Annotated in this window: 22 protein-coding genes; 14 read left to right on the top strand and 8 right to left on the bottom strand. The window is 73.6% G+C overall.

Features of this window, described 5'->3' with window-relative positions:
• Positions 1 to 2: 2 nt before the first annotated feature.
• From AB0J88_RS16680 to AB0J88_RS16635, 10 genes are all read left to right on the top strand, one after another.
• The gene (locus AB0J88_RS16680) at positions 3 to 860 is read left to right on the top strand and encodes an FAD binding domain-containing protein (protein WP_364343844.1); all 858 of its coding nucleotides are present in this window, start codon (positions 3 to 5) and stop codon (positions 858 to 860) included.
• On the top strand, positions 857 to 1,318 hold the full coding sequence (locus tag AB0J88_RS16675) for a (2Fe-2S)-binding protein (RefSeq protein ID WP_364343847.1): 462 nt from the start codon (positions 857 to 859) through the stop codon (positions 1,316 to 1,318). Before AB0J88_RS16680 ends, AB0J88_RS16675 begins: the two co-directional genes overlap by 4 nt.
• The gene (locus tag AB0J88_RS16670; RefSeq protein WP_364343850.1) at positions 1,315 to 2,667 is read left to right on the top strand and encodes an 8-oxoguanine deaminase; all 1,353 of its coding nucleotides are present in this window, start codon (positions 1,315 to 1,317) and stop codon (positions 2,665 to 2,667) included. The genes AB0J88_RS16675 and AB0J88_RS16670 overlap by 4 nt, the downstream gene beginning before the upstream one ends.
• Positions 2,664 to 4,922, top strand: coding sequence for a xanthine dehydrogenase subunit D (gene pucD / locus AB0J88_RS16665; RefSeq protein WP_364343853.1), 2,259 nt, complete (start codon positions 2,664 to 2,666; stop codon positions 4,920 to 4,922). Before AB0J88_RS16670 ends, pucD begins: the two co-directional genes overlap by 4 nt.
• Positions 4,919 to 6,100, top strand: coding sequence for a hypothetical protein (locus AB0J88_RS16660; protein WP_364343856.1), 1,182 nt, complete (start codon positions 4,919 to 4,921; stop codon positions 6,098 to 6,100). Before pucD ends, AB0J88_RS16660 begins: the two co-directional genes overlap by 4 nt.
• A complete protein-coding gene (gene allB, locus AB0J88_RS16655) occupies positions 6,088 to 7,410 on the top strand; it encodes an allantoinase AllB (RefSeq protein ID WP_364343859.1) in 1,323 nt (440 codons plus the stop codon). The genes AB0J88_RS16660 and allB overlap by 13 nt, the downstream gene beginning before the upstream one ends.
• Positions 7,407 to 8,429 carry an allantoicase gene (alc, locus tag AB0J88_RS16650; protein ID WP_364343862.1) on the top strand — a complete coding sequence of 341 codons (1,023 nt, stop codon included), beginning with the start codon at positions 7,407 to 7,409 and terminating at the stop codon, positions 8,427 to 8,429. Before allB ends, alc begins: the two co-directional genes overlap by 4 nt.
• Positions 8,430 to 8,433: 4 nt before the next feature.
• A complete protein-coding gene (locus AB0J88_RS16645) occupies positions 8,434 to 8,673 on the top strand; it encodes a cell division protein SepF (protein WP_364343864.1) in 240 nt (79 codons plus the stop codon).
• Positions 8,674 to 8,788: 115 nt separating this feature from the next.
• Positions 8,789 to 10,147: a glycoside hydrolase family 6 protein gene (locus AB0J88_RS16640; RefSeq protein WP_364343866.1), complete on the top strand. Its 1,359-nt coding sequence runs from the start codon at positions 8,789 to 8,791 to the stop codon at positions 10,145 to 10,147.
• A 61-nt stretch (positions 10,148 to 10,208) separates the two neighbouring features.
• Positions 10,209 to 10,814 (top strand): general stress protein, encoded by a 606-nt coding sequence (locus tag AB0J88_RS16635; RefSeq protein WP_364343868.1) that lies wholly within the window; start codon positions 10,209 to 10,211, stop codon positions 10,812 to 10,814.
• A gap of 25 nt (positions 10,815 to 10,839) precedes the next feature.
• Here AB0J88_RS16635 and AB0J88_RS16630 read toward each other — a convergent pair whose 3' ends face one another.
• Entirely contained in the window at positions 10,840 to 11,598 is a 759-nt protein-coding gene (locus tag AB0J88_RS16630) for a hypothetical protein (RefSeq protein WP_364343870.1), read from the bottom strand.
• Between the two features lie 18 nt (positions 11,599 to 11,616).
• Complete coding sequence (locus AB0J88_RS16625) at positions 11,617 to 12,204, bottom strand: DUF1684 domain-containing protein (RefSeq protein ID WP_364343872.1); 588 nt, start codon at positions 12,202 to 12,204, stop codon at positions 11,617 to 11,619.
• An 80-nt stretch (positions 12,205 to 12,284) separates the two neighbouring features.
• On the opposite strand from AB0J88_RS16625, the gene AB0J88_RS16620 reads away from it, so the two are divergent.
• The gene (locus AB0J88_RS16620; RefSeq protein ID WP_364344585.1) at positions 12,285 to 12,755 is read left to right on the top strand and encodes a MarR family transcriptional regulator; all 471 of its coding nucleotides are present in this window, start codon (positions 12,285 to 12,287) and stop codon (positions 12,753 to 12,755) included.
• 26 nt (positions 12,756 to 12,781) lie between these two features.
• Positions 12,782 to 13,771 carry a pirin family protein gene (locus AB0J88_RS16615; RefSeq protein WP_364343874.1) on the top strand — a complete coding sequence of 330 codons (990 nt, stop codon included), beginning with the start codon at positions 12,782 to 12,784 and terminating at the stop codon, positions 13,769 to 13,771.
• Between the two features lie 7 nt (positions 13,772 to 13,778).
• On the opposite strand, the gene AB0J88_RS16610 is transcribed toward AB0J88_RS16615, so the two are convergent.
• The gene (locus AB0J88_RS16610; protein WP_364343877.1) at positions 13,779 to 13,907 is read right to left on the bottom strand and encodes a hypothetical protein; all 129 of its coding nucleotides are present in this window, start codon (positions 13,905 to 13,907) and stop codon (positions 13,779 to 13,781) included.
• 157 nt (positions 13,908 to 14,064) lie between these two features.
• Here AB0J88_RS16610 and AB0J88_RS16605 point away from each other — a divergent pair, with 157 nt between their 5' ends.
• Positions 14,065 to 15,642, top strand: a complete 1,578-nt coding sequence (locus AB0J88_RS16605) for a phospholipase D-like domain-containing protein (RefSeq protein ID WP_364343880.1) — start codon at positions 14,065 to 14,067, stop codon at positions 15,640 to 15,642.
• Here the strand turns inward: AB0J88_RS16605 and AB0J88_RS16600 are convergent.
• Genes AB0J88_RS16600 through AB0J88_RS16590 form a run of 3 tightly spaced genes read right to left on the bottom strand, consistent with a single transcriptional unit; the run spans position 15,639 to position 18,374 of the window.
• Positions 15,639 to 16,772, bottom strand: a complete 1,134-nt coding sequence (locus AB0J88_RS16600) for a methyltransferase domain-containing protein (RefSeq protein ID WP_364343883.1) — start codon at positions 16,770 to 16,772, stop codon at positions 15,639 to 15,641. The genes AB0J88_RS16605 and AB0J88_RS16600 overlap by 4 nt on opposite strands.
• Positions 16,769 to 17,968 (bottom strand): aminoglycoside phosphotransferase family protein, encoded by a 1,200-nt coding sequence (locus tag AB0J88_RS16595; protein WP_364343886.1) that lies wholly within the window; start codon positions 17,966 to 17,968, stop codon positions 16,769 to 16,771. Before AB0J88_RS16595 ends, AB0J88_RS16600 begins: the two co-directional genes overlap by 4 nt.
• Before the next feature lie 46 nt (positions 17,969 to 18,014).
• Positions 18,015 to 18,374 (bottom strand): hypothetical protein, encoded by a 360-nt coding sequence (locus AB0J88_RS16590; RefSeq protein WP_364343889.1) that lies wholly within the window; start codon positions 18,372 to 18,374, stop codon positions 18,015 to 18,017.
• A gap of 60 nt (positions 18,375 to 18,434) precedes the next feature.
• Here AB0J88_RS16590 and AB0J88_RS16585 point away from each other — a divergent pair, with 60 nt between their 5' ends.
• Positions 18,435 to 18,926: a metallophosphoesterase gene (locus AB0J88_RS16585; RefSeq protein WP_364343892.1), complete on the top strand. Its 492-nt coding sequence runs from the start codon at positions 18,435 to 18,437 to the stop codon at positions 18,924 to 18,926.
• On the opposite strand, the gene AB0J88_RS16580 is transcribed toward AB0J88_RS16585, so the two are convergent.
• Positions 18,923 to 19,933, bottom strand: a complete 1,011-nt coding sequence (locus AB0J88_RS16580) for a serine hydrolase (RefSeq protein ID WP_364343895.1) — start codon at positions 19,931 to 19,933, stop codon at positions 18,923 to 18,925. The genes AB0J88_RS16585 and AB0J88_RS16580 overlap by 4 nt on opposite strands.
• Before the next feature lie 75 nt (positions 19,934 to 20,008).
• The gene (locus AB0J88_RS16575; protein WP_364343898.1) at positions 20,009 to 21,028 is read right to left on the bottom strand and encodes a serine hydrolase; all 1,020 of its coding nucleotides are present in this window, start codon (positions 21,026 to 21,028) and stop codon (positions 20,009 to 20,011) included.
• Positions 21,029 to 21,050 lie beyond the last annotated feature (22 nt).

Raw genomic sequence — 21,050 nt, 5'->3', positions numbered from 1 at the left:
GCATGGAGTTCCTGCGACCGTCCGACTGGGCCGAGGCCCTGGCCGTCAAGACGGCCCACCCCGACGCGGTGCCGATCGCCGGCGGCACCGACGTGATGGTCGACCTCAACTTCGACCGGTCCCGCCCGACCGCGCTGCTCGACCTGACCCGGGTCGGCGCGCTGACCGAGTGGGGCACCGACGGCGACCTGCTGCGGATCGGTGCCGGCGTCACGTACCGGCGGCTGATCGACGAGCTGGCCGGGCGCGTGCCGGGTCTGGCGCTGGCGTCCCGGACGGTCGGGTCGCCGCAGATCCGCAACCGGGCCACGGTCGGCGGCAACCTGGGCTCCGCCTCGCCGGCCGGCGACGCGCACCCCGCGCTGCTGGCGGCCGGCGCGCTGGTCGAGCTGGCGAGCACCCGGGGCACCCGCCGGGTGCCGGTCACGGAGTTCTTCGTCGGTCCGAAGCGCTCGGTGAAGACGCCGGACGAGCTGATCGCGGCCTTCCTGGTGCCGGCCCGGCCCGGCGCGGAGCAGTTCGCGAAGGTCGGCACCCGCAACGCCATGGTGATCGCGGTCTGCTCGTTCGCGCTGTCCCTGGACCCGCGGACCCGCACGGTCGGCACCGGGATCGGCTCGGCCGGCCCGACCCCGCTGCGGGCGACCGAGGCGGCCGAGCTCCTCGCCGCCGAGCTTCCGTGGGAGACCCGCGGCCCGGTGCCGGCGTCGGTGGCGATGCGGTTCGGCGACCTGGTCGGCGCCGCCGCGCGGCCGATCGACGACGTGCGCGGCAGCGCGGACTACCGACGGCACGCGCTGGCCGTGCTGGCCCGCCGGACGCTGGCCTGGGCCTGGACCGATCTGGGAGGTGCGGCATGAGGGTGACCTGCGTGGTCAACGGCGAGACCCGCCAGGCCGACGACGTGTGGCCGGGGGAGAGCCTGCTCTACGTGCTCCGCGAGCGGCTCGGCCTGCCCGGCGCGAAGAACGCCTGCGAGCAGGGCGAGTGCGGCTCCTGCACGGTCTACCTCGACGGGTTGCCGGTCTGCGCCTGCCTGGTGGCCGCCGGCCAGGCCGACGGTCGCACGGTCACCACGGTCGAGGGCCTCGGGAGTGGCGAGGAGCAGCTCGACCGCGTGCAGCAGGCCTTCCTCGCCACGGGCGCGGTCCAGTGCGGCTTCTGCACCCCGGGCCTGATCGTGGCGGTGCACGACCTGCTGGCCCGTGATCCCGCGCCGACCGACCCGGACATCCGCGAGGCGCTGGCCGGCAACCTCTGCCGGTGCACGGGCTACGAGAAGATCATGGAAGCCGTCCGGCTGGCGGCCGCGTCATGATCCTCATCGAGAACTGCGCGATCGCGACCGTCGACGCCGCCGGCACCGAATATTCCGACGGGCACGTGGTGATCGGCGACGACGGGCGGATCGCCGAGGTCGGCGACGGGCACGCCGGCCGGTTCGAGTCGATCCGCCGCGTCGACGGCACCGGCTGCCTGCTCACCCCCGGCCTCGTCAACACGCACCACCACCTCTACCAGTGGGCGACCCGCGGGCTGGCCCAGGACGGCACGCTCTTCGAGTGGCTGACCACGCTCTACCCGATCTGGGCCGGGATCGACGAGGAGATCGTCTCGGCGACCACCGCGGCCGGGCTCGGCTGGCTCGCCCTGTCCGGCTGCACGACCAGCACCGACCACCACTACGTCTACCCCGGCGGTGCCGGTGACCTCATGGCCGCCCAGGTCGCCGCCGCGCGCGAGGTCGGCCTGCGGTTCCACCCCACCCGCGGCTCGATGGACCTCGGTCGCTCGGCCGGTGGGCTGCCGCCGGACGAGGTGGTGGAGAAGACCGACGAGGCGCTGGCCGCCACCGAAGAGGCGATCACCCGCTACCACGACCCGGCGCCCGACTCGATGCTGCGGATCGCGGTCGCGCCCTGCTCGCCGTTCTCGGTCACCGGCCGGCTGATGGAGGAGGCGGCCGCGCTGGCCCGGCGGCACGGCGTGCGGCTGCACACCCACCTGGCCGAGACCGCTGACGAGACCGACTTCTGCCGTGAGCAGTTCGGCTGCACCCCGACGGAGTACGCGGAACGGCTCGGCTGGCTCGGTGAAGACGTCTGGTTGGCCCACGCGGTGCACCTCGACGACCCGGCGATCGCCAAGCTGGCCGCGACCGGCACCGCCGTAGCGCACTGCCCGAGCTCCAACGCGCGGCTCGGCGCCGGCATGGCCCGGGTGCGCGAGCTGCTCGACGCCGGCGTGCCGGTCGGGCTCGGGGTCGACGGCGCGGCCTCGCAGGAGGCCAACCAGCTCGGCGCCGAGCTGCGCCAGGCGCTCTACACGGCCCGGCTGCGGGGCGGACCGACCGGGCTGACCGCGCGCGAGGCGCTGCGGCTGGGCACCATGGGCGGGGCGCGCTGCCTCGGTCGCGAGGGCGAGCTCGGCTCCGTCGAGCCGGGCAAGCTGGCGGACCTCGCGCTGTGGCGGCTCGACGACCTCGGGCACGCCGGCATCGACGACCCGGTCACCGCGCTGGTCTTCGGCCCACCGGCCACGTTGGAGCTGCTCACGGTCGGCGGCCGGACCATCGTGGAGTACGGCGAGCTGCGTACCGCCGACGACCGTGACCTGACCCGGCGCACCCGCCGCGCCCACCGCTCGCTGATGCGGAGGGCCTCATGACCACACTGACGCGCGAGCCCACCACCGTCGCGGGCGGCGTCGGCACCAACGCCCCGCGCCCGGACGGCATCCTCAAGGTCTCCGGCGAGTTCGCCTACTCGTCCGACCTGTGGGCCGACGAGATGCTGTGGGGAGCGACGGTCCGCTCGCCGCACCCGAGCGCCGAGATCCGCGCCGTCGACATCACCGGGGCGCTGGCGGTGCCCGGCGTCTACGCCGTGCTGACCGCCGCCGACGTGCCCGGCGCCAAGCACTACGGGCTCGAGGTCGTCGACCAACCGGTGCTGGCCGCGGGCGAGGTGCGCTACGAGGGCGAGCCGGTGGCGCTCGTGGCCGCCGACCACCCGGAGACGGCCCGCCGCGCCGCCGCCCGGATCAAGGTGGAATACGCGGTGCGCGCTCCGGTCACCGACCCCGAGGAGGCGCTGTCCCGCGGCGACCTGGTGCGGCACGTGCCGGTGCACCGGTTCGCGGCGGCGGGCGGCGAGGCGCTGACCGCGGACGTGGTGGTCACCGGCACGTACGAGGTCGGCATGCAGGACCAGGCGTTCCTCGGTCCTGAGTCCGGGCTCGCGGTGCCCGCCGAGGACGGCGGCATCGACCTGTTCGTCGCCACCCAGTGGCTGCACGTCGACCAGAAGCAGGTGGCCGCATGTCTGGGGCTTGCGCCGGAGCAGGTGCGGCTGCGGCTGGCCGGCGTCGGCGGTGCCTTCGGCGCCCGCGAGGACCTCTCCATGCAGGTGCACGCCAGCCTGCTCGCGCTGCACACCGGCAAGCCGGTCAAGATGGTGTACGGCCGCGAGGAGTCGTTCTTCGGCCACGTGCACCGCCATCCGGCGCGACTGGAATACGAGCACGGTGCCGACCGGTCCGGCAAGCTCGTCTACGTCAAGGCGCGGATCGTGCTCGACGGCGGCGCGTACACGTCGTCGACCCCGGCGGTCGTGGCGAACGCGGCCACCCTCGGCGTCGGACCCTACGACGTGCCGACCGTCGTGGTCGACGCGTACGGCGTCTACACGAACAACCCGCCCTGCGGTGCGATGCGCGGTTTCGGAGCGGTGCAGGCGTGCTTCGCGTACGAGTCGCAGATGGACAAGCTGGCCGCCGCCGTGGGCCTTCACCCGGTGGAGCTGCGCCGCCGAAACGCGATGACGACCGGCTCGGTGATGCCGACCGGCCAGATCGTGTCCGGCCCGGCGCCGGTCGACGAGCTGCTGGCGCTGGTGCGCGACCGGCCGTTGCCGGCGCCGGCCGCCGGTGACCCGCGCGAGCGCCCCGGTGGCGTGGCCAACACCACCCGCGGTGAGGGCGTGGTGCGCGGCGTCGGCTACGCGATCGGCATCAAGAACGTCTGCTTCTCCGAGGGCTTCGACGACTTCTCGACCGCCCGGGTGCGGCTGTCCGTGCTCGGCGGGGAGCCGGCGGTGCTCGTGCACACCGCCGCCGCCGAGGTCGGCCAGGGGCTGGTGACCGTCCAGGCGCAGATCGCCCGCACGGAGCTCGGCGTCAGCCAGGTCACGGTGGCCACCGCCGACACCTCGGTCGGCAGCGCCGGCTCGTCGTCCGCGTCGCGGCAGACGTACATGACGGGTGGTGCCGTGCGGGCGGCCTGCCAGGCCGTGCGCGCCACCGTGCTCGCCCGGACCGGCCGGTCCGATGCCCTGTCGCTGGTCGACGGCAAGGTGGTCGCGTCCGACGGCTCGGTGGTGACGTCGCTGGTCGAGCTGCTCCGCGAGGGCGACGTCGAGGAGACCGTGCAGTGGCGGCACAAGCCGACCATGCCGCTGGACCCGGTCACCGGCCAGGGCGACGCGCACGTGCAGTACGCCTTCGCGGCCCACCGCGCGGTCGTCGACGTCGACACCGAGCTGGGGCTGGTCCGGGTCGTCGAGATCGCCACCGCGCAGGACGTCGGCAAGGCGGTCAACCCGCAGGCGGTGGTCGGCCAGATCCAGGGCGGCACGGCGCAGGGCCTCGGGCTCGCGGTGATGGAGGAGATCCAGGTGGTCGACGGGGTGATCCGGAATCCGTCCTTCACCGACTACCTGATCCCGACCATCCTCGACATGCCGCCGATGGAGGTCGACGTGCTGGAGCGCGGCGACCCGGACGCGCCGTACGGCCTCCGCGGGGTCGGCGAGCCACCGACGATCTCCTCGACGCCGGCGGTGGTCGCGGCCATCCGGGCGGCCACCGGGCTGGCCCTGACCCGCGTGCCCGTGCGGCCGGACCACATCGCGTTGGCCCCATGAGCGGACGGCTGCCGGACTCGGTCTACCGAGAGCTGGACCAGCACCTCGCGCCGGTCGACGCGGTGCTGCGGGCGCGGCCACGGGCCGCGGTGACCGGGCGGCAGCCGGTGCACACGGTCTACGTACCCGCCGACAGGTTCGGGCCTTCCGTGGTCGCGGCGTGGGGCTCCGAGGCGTTGGCCGCCCTGGACGCGTCCCCGGCGCTGCCGTTCCCCGAGGAGCTGCGCGACCGCGTCGTCGCCAAGCTGAACCGCGAGCCGGTCGAGGACCTGCGGATCGACTTCGAGGACGGCTACGGCGACCGCGGTGACGACGTCGAGGACGCCGCGGCGGCCGCCGCCGGTGCGGCTCTGCTGTCCCTCTCACCGGCACCGCCGTTCGTCGGCGTGCGGATCAAGTCGCTGGAGGAGGGCACGCGCCGGCGCGGCGTACGCACGCTGGACCTGTTCCTGTCCGCGGTGGACGGTGCGCTGCCGCGCGGCTTCGTGGTGACCGTGCCCAAGGTGAGCGCGCCGGCCCAGGTGGCGGCGATGGCCCGGCTCTGCGCCCAGCTCGAGCTGGCCTACGGGCTGCCGCCGCGCTCGCTGCTGTTCGAGGCCCAGGTGGAGACGCCGCTGGCGGTGCTCGGCCCGGACGGCACCGCGACGGTGTCCCGGTTGGCCGGCGCCGCCGAGGGCCGGCTGGTCGGGCTGCACTACGGCACCTACGACTACAGCGCCGCGCTCGGCGTCGCGGCAGCCGAGCAGAGCCTGGCTCACCCCGTCGCCGACCACGCCAAGGCGGTGATGCAGGTGGCGGTGGCCGGCACCGGCGTGCGGCTGTCCGACGGGTCGTGCAACGTCCTGCCGGTCGGCCCCGGCCGTCAGGCCGCCTGGCAACTCCACCACCGGCTCGTGCTGCGCTCCCTGGCCCGCGGCTTCTACCAGGGCTGGGACCTGCACCCCGCGCAGCTGCCGACCCGGTTCGCGGCCACCTACGCGTTCTTCCGCGGTGGCTCGGCCGCCGCGATCGAGCGGCTCGGTGCCTATCTCGAACGCCGCTCCGGTGGGATCCTCGACGAACCGGCGACGGCCCGGGCTCTGGCCGGTTTCCTGTTGCGCGGCCTGGACTGCGGCGCTCTCGACCCGACCGAGGTGCCGTTCACCCGACCGGGACTGGAGGCGCTGTGGGCTTCGTGATCCGCTCGACCCGGGTGGTGCTGCCCGACGGCTCCGTGGACCCCGCGGGCGTCGAGGTGCGGGACGGGCGGATCGCCGCCGTCCTGCCCGGCCGGCCCCGCGCCGACGTCGACCTCGGCGACCTGGTGCTGATGCCGGGCCTCGTCGACACCCACGTGCACGTCAACGAGCCGGGCCGCACCGAGTGGGAGGGCTTCGCGACCGCCACCCGGGCCGCGCTGGCCGGCGGCGTGACCACGATCATCGACATGCCGCTCAACTCGCTGCCGCCGACCGTCTCGGCGGAGGCGCTGGCCGCGAAGCAGGCGGCCGCCGCCGGCCAGTGCCACGTCGACGTGGGCTTCTGGGGCGGCGCGATCCCGGGCAACGCCGGCGACCTGGCCGCCCTGCACGCGGCCGGGGTGTTCGGCTTCAAGGCGTTCCTGGCCGACTCCGGCGTGCCGGAGTTCCCGCCGGTGACCGCGGCCGAGCTACGCGACGCGATGGCCGCCGTGGACGCGCTGTTCCTGGTGCACGCGGAGGACCCGGGCCTGCTGGCTTCGTTCCCGGCGTCACGGGCATACGCGGACTTCGAGCGCTCCCGCCCCGGCGCGGCCGAGTGCTCGGCGGTCGCCGCGGCGCTGGACGCCGCCGAGGGCACCGGGTCGCGGGTGCACATCCTGCACGTCTCCGACGCCGACGCGGCCGCGGTGGTCGAGGCCGGCCGGGCGCGCGGCGTGCGGGTGACGGCGGAGACCTGCCCGCACTACCTGACCCTGGACGCGGCCGAGGTGGCCGACGGCGCCACCGAGTTCAAGTGCTGCCCGCCGATCCGTGGCGCGGCCAACCGCGACCGGCTCTGGGCGGCGCTGGCGGCCGGCGAGCTCGACATCGTCGTCTCGGACCACTCGCCCTCGACCCTGGCGCTCAAGCAGCCCGACACCGGCGACTTCGCCGCCGCCTGGGGCGGCATCGCCTCCCTCCAGCTCGGGCTGCCGCTCGTCTGGACCAGCGCCGCCGCCCGCGGGCACGACCTCGCCGACGTGGTGCGCTGGATGTCCAGTGGCCCGGCCGATCTGGTGGGCCTGCACCACAAGGGACGGATCGCGCCGGGCGCCGACGCCGACCTGGTGGCCTTCGACCCCGACGCCACGTTCACCGTGCGGCCGGACGGGCTGCACCACCGGCATCCGGTCACGCCGTACGCCGGCCGGCGGTTGACCGGTGTGGTCCGCCGGGTCTGGCTCGGGGGCGCCAAGGTGACCCCCGGCGACCCGCCGCGCGGCCGCCTCCTGACGCGCTCCGCCGACCTGCTGGAGCCGGCCCGATGACGGCGTGGCTGGCCCTTCCCGACCTCGCCTCACGGCGCCTCGGCGGCGGCGTGTCCGGCACCAACGACGAGCTGTTCGCCGCCGCCGACAACCTGGTCACCCCGGAACCGCCGGGGTTCACGCCGCGCACGTTCGGCCCCAAGGGCCAGGTGTACGACGGTTGGGAGACCCGCCGCCGGCGGTCACCCGGCGAGGACTGGGCGATCGTCCGGCTGGGAACGCCCGGCCGGGTGCGCGGGGTCGTGGTCGACACGTCGCACTTCACGGGCAACTTCCCGCCCGAGGCGTCGGTGTTCGGCTGCCGGCTCGACGGCCACCCTGGGCTGGAGGAACTGCTGGCGGCCGACTGGGTGCCGCTGCTGCCCCGGTCGCCGCTGGCGGGCGACACCGCCAACCCGTTCGACGTCTCGGTCGACGACCTCGTGACCCACGTGAAGCTGGTGATCCACCCCGACGGGGGAGTGGCCCGGCTGCGGGTGCACGGCGAGGTCGTGCCGGACCCGGTGCGCTTCCCCGACGGCTGGCTCGACCTGGCCGCGGTAGACAACGGTGGTCGGGTCGTCGGCTGCAGCGACCTGTTCTACGGTGCGCCCAGCCAGCTCATCGAGCCCGGGCTGGCGCGCACGATGGGCGAGGGCTGGGAGACCCGGCGGCGCCGCGACGCCGGCAACGACTGGGTCGTCGTGCGGCTCGCGGCGCCCGGCCGGATCCGCCTCGCGGAGCTCGACACCTCGCACTTCAAGGGCAACGCGCCGGGAGCCGCCGCGCTGCGCGGCGTCGACGACCGCAAGGCCGACCCGGCCGACGAGAGCGCCTGGCGCGACCTCCTGCCGCGCACGCCGCTGCGCCCGGACACCCGGCACCGGTTCGAGGTCCGCACCGATCCGGTCACGCACGTGCGCCTCGACATCTATCCCGACGGCGGCATGGCCCGGCTGCGGCTGCACGGCCACCTCGACGACGGCGTGCTCGACACGCTGCGGGCGGCGTGGCAGCCGCGGGGCGGTGGGGGAAACTGAGGCAATGTTCAAGACCCTCCGGCCGCGCAGCTACAGCGACGTCATCCACGTCGGACACCTCTTCTGCCACGACGTGACCGTCGTGATGGACCTGACGGACCTGGCCGACGCCGACCCGACGCCGCTGGTCGACTTCGCCGCCGGCCTGATCGTCGCCCGGGACGGTGCGATGGAGAAGCTCGCGCCCAACGTCTTCATGCTCAAACCGCGCTCCAGCCTGCCGCCGGCCCCTCGGTCGGAGTGAGCCGGGCCGTCCTCGACCCTCACGGTCCGGTTGCCCGGGCAGGGTTCGTGCCGTAACCTCGCTGGGAGCGCTTCCACTGACGGTCCTCTATTGCCTCATGCCAAGGAGAACCGCCATGCACCGCAGATCCGTCGTCGGCGCGGCGTTCGCCGGCGCGGCCGCCGTCGCCGTCGCCCTGACCGCGCTGGTCGCACCCGGCCGCGCCGCCGCGGTCGACTCCGTCTTCTACGTCGACCCGGAAACCAATGCCGCGCAGTGGGTCGCCGCGAACCCGTCCGACAGCCGGGCCGCGGTGATCAGGTCCCGCATCGCCGAGGTGCCGCAGGCCCGTTGGTTCACCACGACCAACACCTCCACCGTGCGGGGGCAGGTCAGCGCCTACGTCGGCGCCGCGGCGGCGGCAGGCAAGATCCCGATCATGGTCGTGTACGACATCCCGAACCGCGACTGCGGCGGGGCGAGCTCAGGTGGTGCGCCGTCGCACGCGGCGTACCGGGCCTGGATCGACGAGGTCGCGGCCGGGCTCGCGGGCCGGCCGGCCACGATCGTGCTCGAGCCCGACGTGCTGCCACTGATGACCAACTGCCAGAGCTCCGCGCAGCAGGCCGAGACCCGGGCCTCCATGGCGTACGCGGGCAAGAAGCTCAAGGCCGGCTCGGCGCAGGCCAAGGTCTACTTCGACGTCGGGCACTCGGCCTGGCTGTCGGCCTCCGAGGCGGCGTCCCGGGCGGTCGCGGCCGACATCGTCAACAGCGCCGACGGCATCTCGGTCAACGTCTCCAACTACCGGGCCAACAGCGAGGCCGTGCCGTACGCGAAGGCGGTCCTGGCCGCGATCGGGTCGTCTGCGCTGAAGGCCGTCATCGACACGAGCCGCAACGGCAACGGCCCGCTCGGCTCCGAGTGGTGCGACCCGTCCGGTCGGGCGATCGGCGTGCCGAGCACGACGCAGACCAACGACTCCGCGATCGCCGCGTTCCTCTGGGTCAAGCTGCCCGGCGAGGCCGACGGCTGCATCGCCGCGGCGGGCCAGTTCGTGCCACAGCGGGCGTACGACCTGGCCATCGCGGCCGGGCCGTGGAACCCCACCGATCCTCCGACGACGGTGCCGCCGACGACCACGCCGCCCACGACCAACCCCACCACCCCTCCCGCTTCGGGGAGCTGCACCGTCCGGCAGCGGTTCAACGTGTGGACGGGCGGGTTCACGGCCGAGCTGACGATCACCAACGGCGGCGCGGCGGTGAGCGGTTGGACGCTGAGCACGACCCTGGGCGGCGATGCCCGGCTGACGCAAGGCTGGAGCGCCACCTGGACCCAGTCCGGCAGCGCGTTGACCGCCCGGCCGCTGTCCTGGAACAACAACCTGCCGGCCGGCGGGTCGATCTCGGTCGGTTTCCAGGGAACGTACAGCGGGACGTTCGCACAGCCGACGCAATGGCGGTTGGGTGACAGGGTCTGTTCAGTCATTTGACAGCGCGGTGGCGGTTATCCGGTCGAAGATCGGGGAAGTGGTACGCGACCGAGGAGGAACAATGACCACACCTTCGACGCCGGCCGGCAACATCCCGCCCGGGCCTGGCGGCGTACCAGCGGCACCCGCCGGCTCCGGCGCACCGGTGCCGGGCGCCGGCCTCGGTGGCGGCATGTTCGGTGGGGCCCCGGTCGTCGACCAGGGTCCGAGCCGACCGACGGTGACCGTCGCGACCTACACCGACTACGCGGCGGCCCAGCGGGCCGTCGACTACCTGTCGGACAACCAGTTCCCGGTGGAGACCACGGCCATCGTCGGCAGTGGCCTGCGCCTCGTCGAGAACGTGCTCGGCCGGCTGACCACCGGCCGGGCCGCGCTCGCCGGGGCCGCCAGCGGTGCCTGGTTCGGTCTGTTCATCGGCCTGCTGTTCGGCATCTTCACCGACGCCAACTGGTTCGCCGTGGTGTTCTCCGCGCTCGCGATCGGCGCCTTCTGGGGCGCGCTGTTCGGAGCGATCGGCCACGGCATGACCCGCGGGCAGCGCGACTTCACCTCGCGTAGCTCGTTGCAGGCCACCGAGTACGCGATCATGGTCGACGCCGAGCACTCGGAAGCGGCCCGCCAGCTCCTGACCCGGATGAACTGGCAGGCCAGCGGGGCCGGCTGAGCAGTCGTCCAGGGCGCCGTCCCGCTCAGGGGCGGCGCCCTATCGCCCACCATTCCCGGCGCGGCCGGGGCAGGGCCGGCGGCGGATCGCTGCCGTCGAACGCCGCCTCGGTGCCGTCGGCGACCAGCTCGACGAGATCCGGACCGTAGGCGCCCGGCTGCCGGATCTTCAGTACCAGACAGAACGGGGAGCTGTCCCCGTACTTGCGCTGAAGCTCGCGATGATGTGCGGCCAGATAGCGGGCGGCCGCGAGGTTGCTCAGTGCGGTCTGCCCGACGAGCAGGAAGACCGGGTGCGCGGTGGGCAAGGCGCGGGCGAGCAGCACGTGCGCCTCCTCGTGCGGCAGGCGGTCGTAGCGCTCACCACCGACGAAGATCGGCACGGTCTCGTCGGTCTCCTGGAAGGTCGTCACCCGGACGCCGGGCATCAGCGCGGTGAGGTGGGCGCCGGTGCGGGGGTTGCTCTCCGGGCCGCCGATGCAGAACTCGGTCACCTTCCCGAGCTCCTTGGGCGCCTCCGCGGCGGGCACGAGATCGGCCCGCGCGCCGCACTCCTTGACGATCGCGCCGAGCTCGACGATGGCACCCATGTCGTTGCGGTGCACACTGGACACCTTGGGCGAGGACCAGTGCCGACCGGCGATCAGCAGACTCGGCGCACCCTCGCGGAGCCCGAAGAACGCCCGCATCCGGGCCAACCGCCGATAGGACACGGCCCGCTGCACCATCCAGGCCGCCACGGCGGCGAGGGCGCTCGCCACAAGGTTGATCGCCAGGTCAGTCACGGCGACACAGTAGACGGTCTATGACGGGTAGTTCAGCTCTCCGGCCTCGATCGGCGGCGTCAGGCGGTTCTCGTCCGGGGCCAGGGGGCAGGCCCAGCGGTCGTCGTACGCGCATGACGGGTTGTAGGCGTAGTTGAAGTCCAGACGGACCCGGTCCGGGCCGAGCAGGGTCACGCCGCGGCCGAAGGTGCCCTTGACCGTGTCCGTCAGGTAGCGGCCCGCGCCGTACGTGCGTGGCCCCGCCGTGCCGTCGCGGAACGGCAGGAACAGGCCGCCGCCGTACGCCTCGATCCAGAACAGCGTCAGCGGTCCCCACGGGGTGTCCGCGATGCCGACCCGCCGGTACGACACGACGCCGTCCGGGCCGCCCGTGTCGATCGTCAGACCGCCGGACGCCGGCCGGACCGGTGCCTCGGCGATCGCGTCCGGGTTCGCCGGGAAGTGGGGGAGCCCGCGGAACGCCGGCCGTTCGTCCGGTGGGATCGGCGACTGCGGGTGCTCGGCGAACAGCGCGTCGCGGCCGGCGCGGAAGCCCGCCAGGTCGACGTCGGAGAGGTAGAGGCGAGCCACCCGCTCGCGCCAGTCCGCCAGCTCAAGGTCATCCACGTCACCCAGGCTAGCCGGGAACAACGCGGGCGGGGCGGAAGTTGTTTAAATTTGAAATACCAGGTACGTTCGGAGGCGTGATGAGAGACGAGAAGCTGAGGCCGGACGAGCTGGCCGCCTGGCGGGCGGTCGTCGAGTCCAGTCAGCGGCTGCTCATCACGATCGAGGACGACCTGCGGAAGGCGAGCGACCTGACGCTCGCCGACTACAACGTGTTGGTGCAGCTCTCCGAAGCGCCCGGGCGGCGACTTCGGATGGGTGACCTGGCCACCAAGCTGATCTTCGCGCCGAGCCGGCTGACATACCAGATCGGCACGATGGAGAAGCGCGGCCTCGTCACCCGCGAGCCCTGCCCGGACGACCGGCGCGGCAGCGAGGCCGTGCTCACCGAGGCCGGGTTGGCGGCGTTGCGCGCCGCCGCACCCGGGCACCTCGGCTCCGTCCGGAGGCATTTCATCGAAGACCTCGACGCCGCCGACCTCGCCGCGCTCACCAAGATCTTCACCCGCATCGACGAGCGGCTGAGCGCCGCCCGCACCGAGCCCCGCTAGGAACCGAGCCCGCTAGGAGAAGTCCGATGCCAGCCATCACCGTCGACGACGTTCTCGTCCTGCCCCGCCTGCCCCGCCTCGACCCCGCCACCACCACGATCCGCCCGGTCAAGTCGCTGACCACCGCACCGAGCGGCTTCGAGGGGGAGGGCTTCCCGGTGCGTCGCGCCTTCGCGGGCGTGGCGCTGACCGACCTCGACCCGTTCATCCACCTCGACCAGATGGGCGAGGTCGACTACGCGCCGGGCGAGCCGAAGGGCACTCCCTGGCACCCCCACCGCGGCTTCGAGACCGTCACGTACATCATCGACGGGATCTTCGACCACCAGGACTCCAACGGCGGCGGCGGCACCATCACCAACGGCGACACCCAGTGGATGACGGCGGGCAGCGGCCTGCTCCACATCGAGGCGCCGCCGGAGCACCTGGTGATGAGCGGCGGCCTGTTCCACGGGCTCCAGCTCTGGGTCAACCTGCCCCGGGCCAACAAGATGGACCCGCCGCGCTACCAGGACATCCGTGGCAAGGAGTCGGGGCTGCTGACCACTCCGGACGGCGGCGCGCTCATCCGGGTCATCGCCGGTGAGATCGCCGGCCAGACCGGCCCGGGCACCACGTTCACGCCGATCACCATCGCGCACCTGACGGTCCAGCCCGGCGCCGAGGTCGACCTGCCGTGGAACCCGGAGTTCAACGCCCTGGTCTACGTGCTGGGTGGCAAGGGCACGGTCGGCGTCGACAAGCGCCCGATGCACACGGGCCAGCTCGCCGTACACGGCGCCGGCGACGCGCTGCGGATCACCGCCGACCTCCAGCAGGACGCGCACACGCCGGCCCTCGACCTCTACATCATGGGCGGCCAGCCGATCCGCGAGCCGGTCGCGCACTACGGCCCGTTCGTCATGAACACGCGCGCGGAACTGGTCAAGGCCTTCGAGGACTACCAGGCGGGTCGCCTGGGCGTCATCCCGGCGTCGCGCGTGCCGCACTCGTCCGGCGAGGGCGACCGCCCGTAACGGCGGCCTAGGCGGTCACCAGGAAGATGGCGATCACGCCCAGGATGACCATTATCAGGATGGCGACGAGGAGCCCCTGTTCGGAGTTGGACTCCCGCGCACGGCTTTCCGACTCCGGGATGATCTCGCTGCTCATCGGGGCCTCCTTACCTGCCGTCCTTCGACAATGACGGTAGGCGCGCCGTTACGGAGAGAAATCACGGTTTCGCGCCACGGCGGCGGGTTCTGTGTCAACGTGTCGGCCACACCTGGGCAAGGTGTGGCCGACGGGCGTTCTGGGAAATGCCCCACGGATGCGGATAGAGGACTGGTTTCTCAGCAGGGCGGAGCGCGGCAATCCCGCCTCAGACCTGCCCACCTGGAGCGAAGGCAACCGCTGCGAGCCGCTGGTGCACGGCGCCAGCTACTTCGCCGACCTCGTCCGCGCCGTCGACGGCCTGGTCAAGGGCGACCACCTGCTGTTCACCGACTGGCGGGGCGACCCGGACGAGCGGCTCCTGCCGGACGGCCCGACCGTCGCCGAGCTCTTCGCCCGTGCGGCCGAGCGCGGCGTCGTGGTCAAGGGCCTGGTGTGGCGCTCGCATCTGGACCAGCTCCAGTACAGCGAGGAGGAGAACCGGCACCTCGGCGAGCTCGTCGAGGCGGCCGGCGGTGAGGTGCTGCTGGACCAGCGGGTCCGCCGGGGCGGCTCGCACCACCAGAAGATGGTCGTGCTCCGCCGTCCCGGGGACCCGACCGGCGACGTCGCGTACGCCGGCGGCATCGACCTGTGCCACAGCCGCCGGGACGACGGCACGCACCTCGGTGACCCACAACCCGTGACCATGGCCGGCGCGTACGGGAAACGGCCGCCCTGGCACGACGTCCAGCTCAAGCTGCGCGGCCCGGTCGTCGACGTGCTGGACCAGGTGTTCCGCGAGCGCTGGCAGGACCCGATGCCGCTGGACATCGAGAACCCGCTGGCCTACCTGCGCGACCGGCTCCGGCACGCCGACCTGACCGCGGACCCCCTGCCGGACCGTCCGCCGGCCCCGCCGCGCGCGGGTCCGCACGCCGTGCAGGTGTTGCGCACCTACCCGGCGGTGCGCCCGAGCTACCCGTTCGCCCCGGACGGCGAGCGCACCGTGGCGCGGGGCTACCTCAAGGCGGTCCGCCGCGCCCGCCGGCTGATCTACCTGGAGGACCAGTACCTCTGGTCGAGGGAGGTCGCCGCGCTGTTCGCCGACGCGCTGCGCGCGAACCCCGACCTGCACCTGGTCGCCGTCGTCCCGCGCCATCCCGACATCGACGGCCGGCTGGCCCTGCCACCCAACCAGGTCGGCCGCGAGCTCGCGCTGCGGGTCTGCCGGGAGGCGGCGCACGACCGGGTGCACGTCTTCGACGTCGAGAACCACGAAGGCACTCCCGTGTACGTGCACGCGAAGGTCTGTGTCGTCGACGACGTCTGGGCCAGCGTGGGCTCGGACAACTTCAACCGTCGCTCGTGGACGCACGACAGCGAGCTCTCCTGCGCCGTGCTCGACGAGACCCTGGACCCGCGCGCGCCGCGGGACCCCGGCGGTCTCGGTGACGGCGCCCGGGTCTACGCCCGCGACCTGCGGCTGCGCCTGATGGGCGAGCACCTCGACCGCGACGACACCGACGAGTTGGTCGACCCGGCCGCGGCGGTGGCCGCGATGACCGAGTCGGCCGCGGCGTTGGAGGCGTGGCACCGGGCCGGTCGCACCGGCCCGCGCCCGCCCGGCCGGCTGCGCCCGCACGCGCCGGAACGGCTGTCGCGCCGCACCCGCCTGTGGGCCATGCCGCTCTACCGGCTGGTCTACGACCCAGACGGCCGCCCCCTCAAGCACCGCCTGCGCGGCACCTTCTAGGGCCTCCACTCCCGCGGCACGTAGATCGGGGCCTCCGGGTCGCCGGCCAGGACCATCGCCGCCCGCCACTGCTGGATGGCCGGCATGCCCTCGTCGACCCAGCGGTCCACGAGGATCCCCGCGTCGGTGGCGTACTCCTGCGCGTGCGGACCCGCCGCGACGATCGCGCCGTCCGCCCGGATCGCCGCGCCGCCCGTGCGCGTCTCGTCGAGCAGCACGCAGCCCGTGCCGCCGTCGAACGGGGCGCCGGTCGCGCGGCGGTCCCAGGCTCCGACCGCGAACCACAGGTCGTGGTAGCGCAGGCCGTTCAGCGCCGCACCCCAGCGGGCCGGCAGCCGCAGCGACGGCACGAGGTCCGCCGGGCCGCGCAGCGGTGCCGGGTGCGCCCACGGGTACCCCGCGCCGAGCGGGCCGGCCGCCGCCATGAAGCCCGCGCCGCAGACGCCGCCAGCCCAGATGTCGTCCTGCGCCGGCCAGCCGGGTGCCGCCCGCCCGTCGGCCGGCCGGCTCCAGATCCGCAGCACCGGGTTGTTGCCGGCGTGCGCGACCGGCGCGACCATCAGCCCGCCCGGCACGAGCTGCGCCAGCCAGTGCGGCGAGACGCCGGTGACGCCGACGGTGACCATGACCCGGTCGTACGGCGCACCGGCCGGCTCGCCGAGGTAGCCGTCGCCGACCCGCACCCGGGCGCCGCCGACGCCCGCCGCGGCCAGGGCGGCGGCCGCCCGCGCGGCCACGTCGGGCTGCACGTCGACACTGGTCACGTCGGCGCCGACGGCGGCCATCAGCGCCGCGTTGTAGCCGGTGCCCGCGCCGATCTCCAGCACCCGCATGCCGGCCGTGACGCCCAGCTCCTCGATCATCAGCGCCATCAGGGACGGCTGGCTGGACGAGCTGACCGGGCGTCCGTTGTCGAGCTTGGTCACCAGCGCGTCGTTGCGGTACGCGGCCGCGAGGAAGCCGTCGTCGCCCGGCCGCAACAGGCCCGCGTCACCGTCGTGGAAGCCCTCGGCGAGGAACACCTCGCGGGGCACGGTCGCGAACGCCTGGGCCAGGTCGTCGCGGGTGAGCCCACCGTCCTCGCGCAGCACGTCGACCAGACGGGCGCGCAGCGCGGTGGCGTCGGTCATGCACCTACGGTAGGCCGCTGGGCGGCTCGTAGACACCGGGGCACGTCGGCGACGTGGTACGGATGTTCGGCGGGCTCGATGTTCGCCAGGAAATGCGCGTACACCGCGGCCGACCGCACCTCGGCCACCGGCCGCAGCACCGCGATCGCCGTCTCGGGGTCGCAGCCCGGCACGGCCGACCGCCAGCGCGCCGCCCACGCCGCCCGCAGGCCGGCTGCCGCGTCGTCGTCGACGGTCTCGCTCAGCCGCAGGATGTCGAACACCGGGCTGCCGACGAACGAGTCGCCCCAGTCGATCACCACGGGGTCGGCGGATCCGGAAACCCGGGTGTTGCCGGGGTGCAGGTCGCCGTGCACCAGCGTGTCCGGGAGGCCGCAGGCCAGGGCGGCGGTGAGTCGCTCGTCGAGGTCGGGGAGCACCTCGTCGACGCTGGGCTGGTGCGGCGCCAGCGTGGACCGGATCCACCGCGCCAGCCGCGCGCCGCGCCGGTCGGGCACGCCGGCGGCGACGAGGCTGTCGACATCGGACGTCGCGGCGAGCTGGAGGTGGTGCGCCGTCACGCCGATCCGGTGCCGGCCGGCGAGGTCGGCCTCGTACCAGTCATCGCCCGGCACGTGGTCGAGCAGGAGCCGGCCGTCGCTGCCCTCGGCGAGCAGGTGCGGAGCCCGACCCGGTGCGGCGCCGGCCAACCAGCGCAGCGCGGCGGCCTCGTGGCCGAAGAACGGCGGCACCTGCTTGAGCCACGCCCGCCGCCCGCCGTCGGCCTCGAACCGCCAGATCGCCGAAAGGTTCCAGGTGCGGTGCTGGTGCGCGGTGACGCCGCTCCAGCCCCGCTCGGCCAGCCGCTCGCGCACCCAGGCGATGCTCCGCGCGGGGCCGCCGGGCTCGGCGTAGGGCGCCCGGCGGGGCTGCGGATCCGTCACCAGCGCGGGGTCGACGCCGGCCTCGGCCAGGGACACCGCCACGGCCGGGGCGGCCGCGCACTCCGCCAGGTAGGTGACGGTGCCGCCGGGCATCGCGGGCCGGTCGGCGAAGAGCAGCCGCAGGATCGTCACGTCGAGGCCGAAGTGCACCCGGGCGCCGTCGACGACGTCGGCCGACTCCTGCCACCAGGGCACCGGCACCGGATACGGCGGCAGCACACCGAGCGGCGTTCCATGGGCGTCGACGAGCACCAGGCGGGCGAGGCGGGTCACGGCCGGGACGCTAGCCCCCACGACGGCCGCCCGCGACCGACTTTCGTCAGCCGGGCCTGGCCACCCGCGGGCCGATGGGCACGACCTGGCTGGCGGTCGGCTCGGCGGGCGCCGGCTCGACCGGCTCGGTGAGGCCGAGCAGCTCCTGGCGGGCGTTGAGCAGCACCATGATCAGTTCGTCGAGACGGGCCGGCGTCAGGGCGAAGCGGCCGATCGGCTGGGCCGACAGCACGGTCGGCGGGGTTCCCGCGTCGATCGCCTGTCCGACGGTCAGCACGACCTGGTCAGGCGTGCCGCTGGCGTGGTCGAGCTGGGCGAGGAACTGGTTGGCCAGCTCGACCCGGGGCATGCCGTCGGCCACCCAGTGCACGGGCGCCTCGGGCCGGGCATAGTCGTTCGCGCTCACCCATTGACCATGACACATGTAAGGCCCGCCCGCACCGCGACGAGCGCTAACGTACGAAGGATGCTGGTCGTCATCATGTCCGACACCCACCTGCCCAAGCGGGCCCGAGACCTCCCCGCTCCACTGTGGATGATGGTGGACGAGGCCGACGTGGTCGTGCACGCCGGTGACTGGGTCGACGTCGACCTGCTGGACCGCCTCGAAGCGCGGTCGCGCCGGCTCGTCGCGGTCTACGGCAACAACGACGGCCCGGCACTGCGGGAGCGGCTGCCCGAGGTGGCCCATGCCGACATCGAGGGCGTGCGGCTGGCCGTCGTGCACGAGACCGGCGCCGCGACGGGCCGGGAAGGGCGCTGTGCCGCGCGCTTCCCGGACACCGACGTGCTGGTCTTCGGCCACTCCCACATCCCGTGGGACACCGTGGCCGCGAACGGCCTGCGGCTGCTCAACCCCGGCTCACCCACCGACCGGCGCCGGCAGCCGCACCACACCTTCATGACCGCCGAGATCAACGGCGGCGCGCTGACCGAGGTGGCCCTGCACCGGCTCTAGCCGCCGTTGGACGGCTGGTAGCGGGGTGCGCGGGCGGTCCGCGCGGTGTCGCCGGAAAGGGTGTCGATCGTGTCGATGAACGCCCGGCCCATCTTCGCCCGGGCCTGGACGGCCGGGTGGGTGGCACCGAAGTCCTCGGCGCCGGACTGACCGTCGGCGAACAGGGCGTACGTCAGGACCGGTGCGCCAGCGCGGTCGAAGATGATGCCGGCCTCGTGGCGGGCGTTGTCGAACCAGCCGGCCTTGGTGGCGACCCGGAGCCGCTCGTCGGACGACATCACCCGGCGGATGCCGTCGGTGAACGCGATCGGCGCCCGCAGCTTGGCCAGGATCGCGGCGGTCGAGGCGGGGGAGAGCAGCGTGCCGCCGACGAGCTGGCGCAGCAGGTCGTGCGTCTCGCGCGGGGTGGACACCCCGAGGAAGAACCGGTTCGGGTTGGCGACCGGCTGGACCTGGGTGTTCGGGAAGCCCTTGGCGACCAGGATCTCGTTGATCTCGAGGGCCGGGGCGACCAGGCCGCAGAGCCGGACCGCGGTGTCGTCCGAGACGGTCAGCAGGGCGGCCAGCGCGTGGCCGATGGTGACCGAGCTCGGGTACGCCCCGTCCAGGCTGAAGATGCCGTCGCCGCCAGGCACCACGATCGCCGCCGTGACGTCGACCCGCTGGTCGAGGGTGAGCAGGCCGCGGTCGACCTTGTCGAGCACCGCGACCGCCACCGCGATCTTGTTGACGCTGTAGGCCTCGAGCACCGTGTCGCTCTCGTCGTCGACGGCGACCTCGCTCGACCCGTTCACCGTGACGTAGGCCTGCCAGTTGCCACCGGCCGCCGCGCTCTCCCTGCGGTAGACCCGGCCGACCTTCCGCGCGGCCTTCAACGGCGTCGGCTCGGCGCCGGAAGCGGCTGACGTGGGTGCCGCCGAGGCGACGGCCGGGGCGCCGAAGACAGCCCCGGCCGTGGCCAGCGTGCCGAGCCCGAGGGCGGTGCGACGGTTGAGGGACGAACCCATGCGAAATCCTCCCCGATGGACAGATCGCTAGATCCAACCATGAAGCCGTTTCGCATGATGTCCCCCGAAAAGTCGTCAGCCGCCGTTCGACGGATCGTGGAAATCGAGCTCGATCCGCACGGCCGGGTCTCCGGGCAGCGTGTTGACCGCGTCGAGGAACGCGCGACCCATCCGTGCCCTGGCTCGGACGGCCGGGTGGGTGGCCCCGAAGTTGCCGGCGTTCGCCTGTCCGTTCGCGAAGATGGAGTACGTCAGCACCGGCCGGCCGAGCTTGCTGAAGATGACGCCGGCCTCGTGCCGCCCGTCGCCGAACCAACCGGCCTTGGTGGCGATCCGGCCGCGCTCCAATGAGGACATCTCCCGGCGGATGCCGTCGGTGAACGCGATCGGCGAGCGCAGCCGGGACAGCATCACCCGGGTCGAGGCCGCCGAGAGCAGCTTGCCCGCGACCAGCTTGCGCAGCAGCGTGTGCATCTCGCGCGGGGTGGTGCGACCCAGGTAGAACTGGTTCGGGTTGCCCACCGGCTGCACCTGCGTGCGGGTGAAGCCCTTCTTGCGCAGGATCTGGTTGATCTCGGCGGCGGGCGCCACCAGCCCGCAGAGCCGCGAGGCCGTGTCGTCGGAGACGGTCAGCAGCGCGGCGAGCACGTGGCCGAGGGTCACGGAGCTCGGGTACGCGCCGTCCAGGCGGAAGATGCCGTCGCCGCCGGCCGCCACGAGCCCCGAGGTCACGTTGACCCGCTGGTTGAGCGAGAGCAGCTTGCGGTCGACCTTGTCGAGCACCGCGATCGCGACGGCGAGCTTGTTGACGCTGTATGCCTCGACGACGGTGTCGACCTGGTCCGCGACCGCGACGACCTCACGCGTGGACGCCACCGTGACCAGCGCGTGCCAGTTGCCCTTCGCGACCGCGATCTCGCGCTGGTAGACCTGGCCCACCTTGGCGGCCGCCTCCTGCGGCGTCGACTCGATCACTGGTGCGCCGTCGAGCACGTCCGGGTCCGCCGCCGCGGGCGCCTGCAGGCCCAGGACCGCACCTGCGGTCGCCATGGTGCCCAGCCCGAGCGCGGTGCGCCGGTTGAACGATGAAATCATGCCAAAACCCCCGTATCGACAT

The sequence above is a fragment of the Asanoa sp. NPDC049475 genome (genome assembly GCF_040676915.1).
Taxonomy (GTDB): Bacteria; Actinomycetota; Actinomycetes; order Mycobacteriales; family Micromonosporaceae; genus Asanoa.
This window is presented reverse-complemented; position numbering and strand designations above follow the sequence as displayed.

Excerpts from the sequence above, each read along its gene's own strand:
- AB0J88_RS16680 (WP_364343844.1), top strand. The coding sequence starts at position 3 with ATGGAGTTCCTGCGACCGTCCGACTGGGCCGAGGCCCTGGCCGTCAAG.
- AB0J88_RS16675 (WP_364343847.1), top strand. The coding sequence starts at position 857 with ATGAGGGTGACCTGCGTGGTCAACGGCGAGACCCGCCAGGCCGACGAC.
- AB0J88_RS16670 (WP_364343850.1), top strand. The coding sequence starts at position 1,315 with ATGATCCTCATCGAGAACTGCGCGATCGCGACCGTCGACGCCGCCGGC.
- pucD (WP_364343853.1), top strand. The coding sequence starts at position 2,664 with ATGACCACACTGACGCGCGAGCCCACCACCGTCGCGGGCGGCGTCGGC.
- AB0J88_RS16660 (WP_364343856.1), top strand. The coding sequence starts at position 4,919 with ATGAGCGGACGGCTGCCGGACTCGGTCTACCGAGAGCTGGACCAGCAC.
- alc (WP_364343862.1), top strand. The coding sequence starts at position 7,407 with ATGACGGCGTGGCTGGCCCTTCCCGACCTCGCCTCACGGCGCCTCGGC.
- AB0J88_RS16645 (WP_364343864.1), top strand. The coding sequence starts at position 8,434 with ATGTTCAAGACCCTCCGGCCGCGCAGCTACAGCGACGTCATCCACGTC.
- AB0J88_RS16640 (WP_364343866.1), top strand. The coding sequence starts at position 8,789 with ATGCACCGCAGATCCGTCGTCGGCGCGGCGTTCGCCGGCGCGGCCGCC.
- AB0J88_RS16635 (WP_364343868.1), top strand. The coding sequence starts at position 10,209 with ATGACCACACCTTCGACGCCGGCCGGCAACATCCCGCCCGGGCCTGGC.
- AB0J88_RS16620 (WP_364344585.1), top strand. The coding sequence starts at position 12,285 with ATGAGAGACGAGAAGCTGAGGCCGGACGAGCTGGCCGCCTGGCGGGCG.
- AB0J88_RS16615 (WP_364343874.1), top strand. The coding sequence starts at position 12,782 with ATGCCAGCCATCACCGTCGACGACGTTCTCGTCCTGCCCCGCCTGCCC.
- AB0J88_RS16610 (WP_364343877.1), bottom strand. The coding sequence starts at position 13,907 with ATGAGCAGCGAGATCATCCCGGAGTCGGAAAGCCGTGCGCGGGAGTCC.
- AB0J88_RS16605 (WP_364343880.1), top strand. The coding sequence starts at position 14,065 with ATGCGGATAGAGGACTGGTTTCTCAGCAGGGCGGAGCGCGGCAATCCC.
- AB0J88_RS16600 (WP_364343883.1), bottom strand. The coding sequence starts at position 16,772 with ATGACCGACGCCACCGCGCTGCGCGCCCGTCTGGTCGACGTGCTGCGC.
- AB0J88_RS16585 (WP_364343892.1), top strand. The coding sequence starts at position 18,435 with ATGCTGGTCGTCATCATGTCCGACACCCACCTGCCCAAGCGGGCCCGA.
- AB0J88_RS16580 (WP_364343895.1), bottom strand. The coding sequence starts at position 19,933 with ATGGGTTCGTCCCTCAACCGTCGCACCGCCCTCGGGCTCGGCACGCTG.
- AB0J88_RS16575 (WP_364343898.1), bottom strand. The coding sequence starts at position 21,028 with ATGATTTCATCGTTCAACCGGCGCACCGCGCTCGGGCTGGGCACCATG.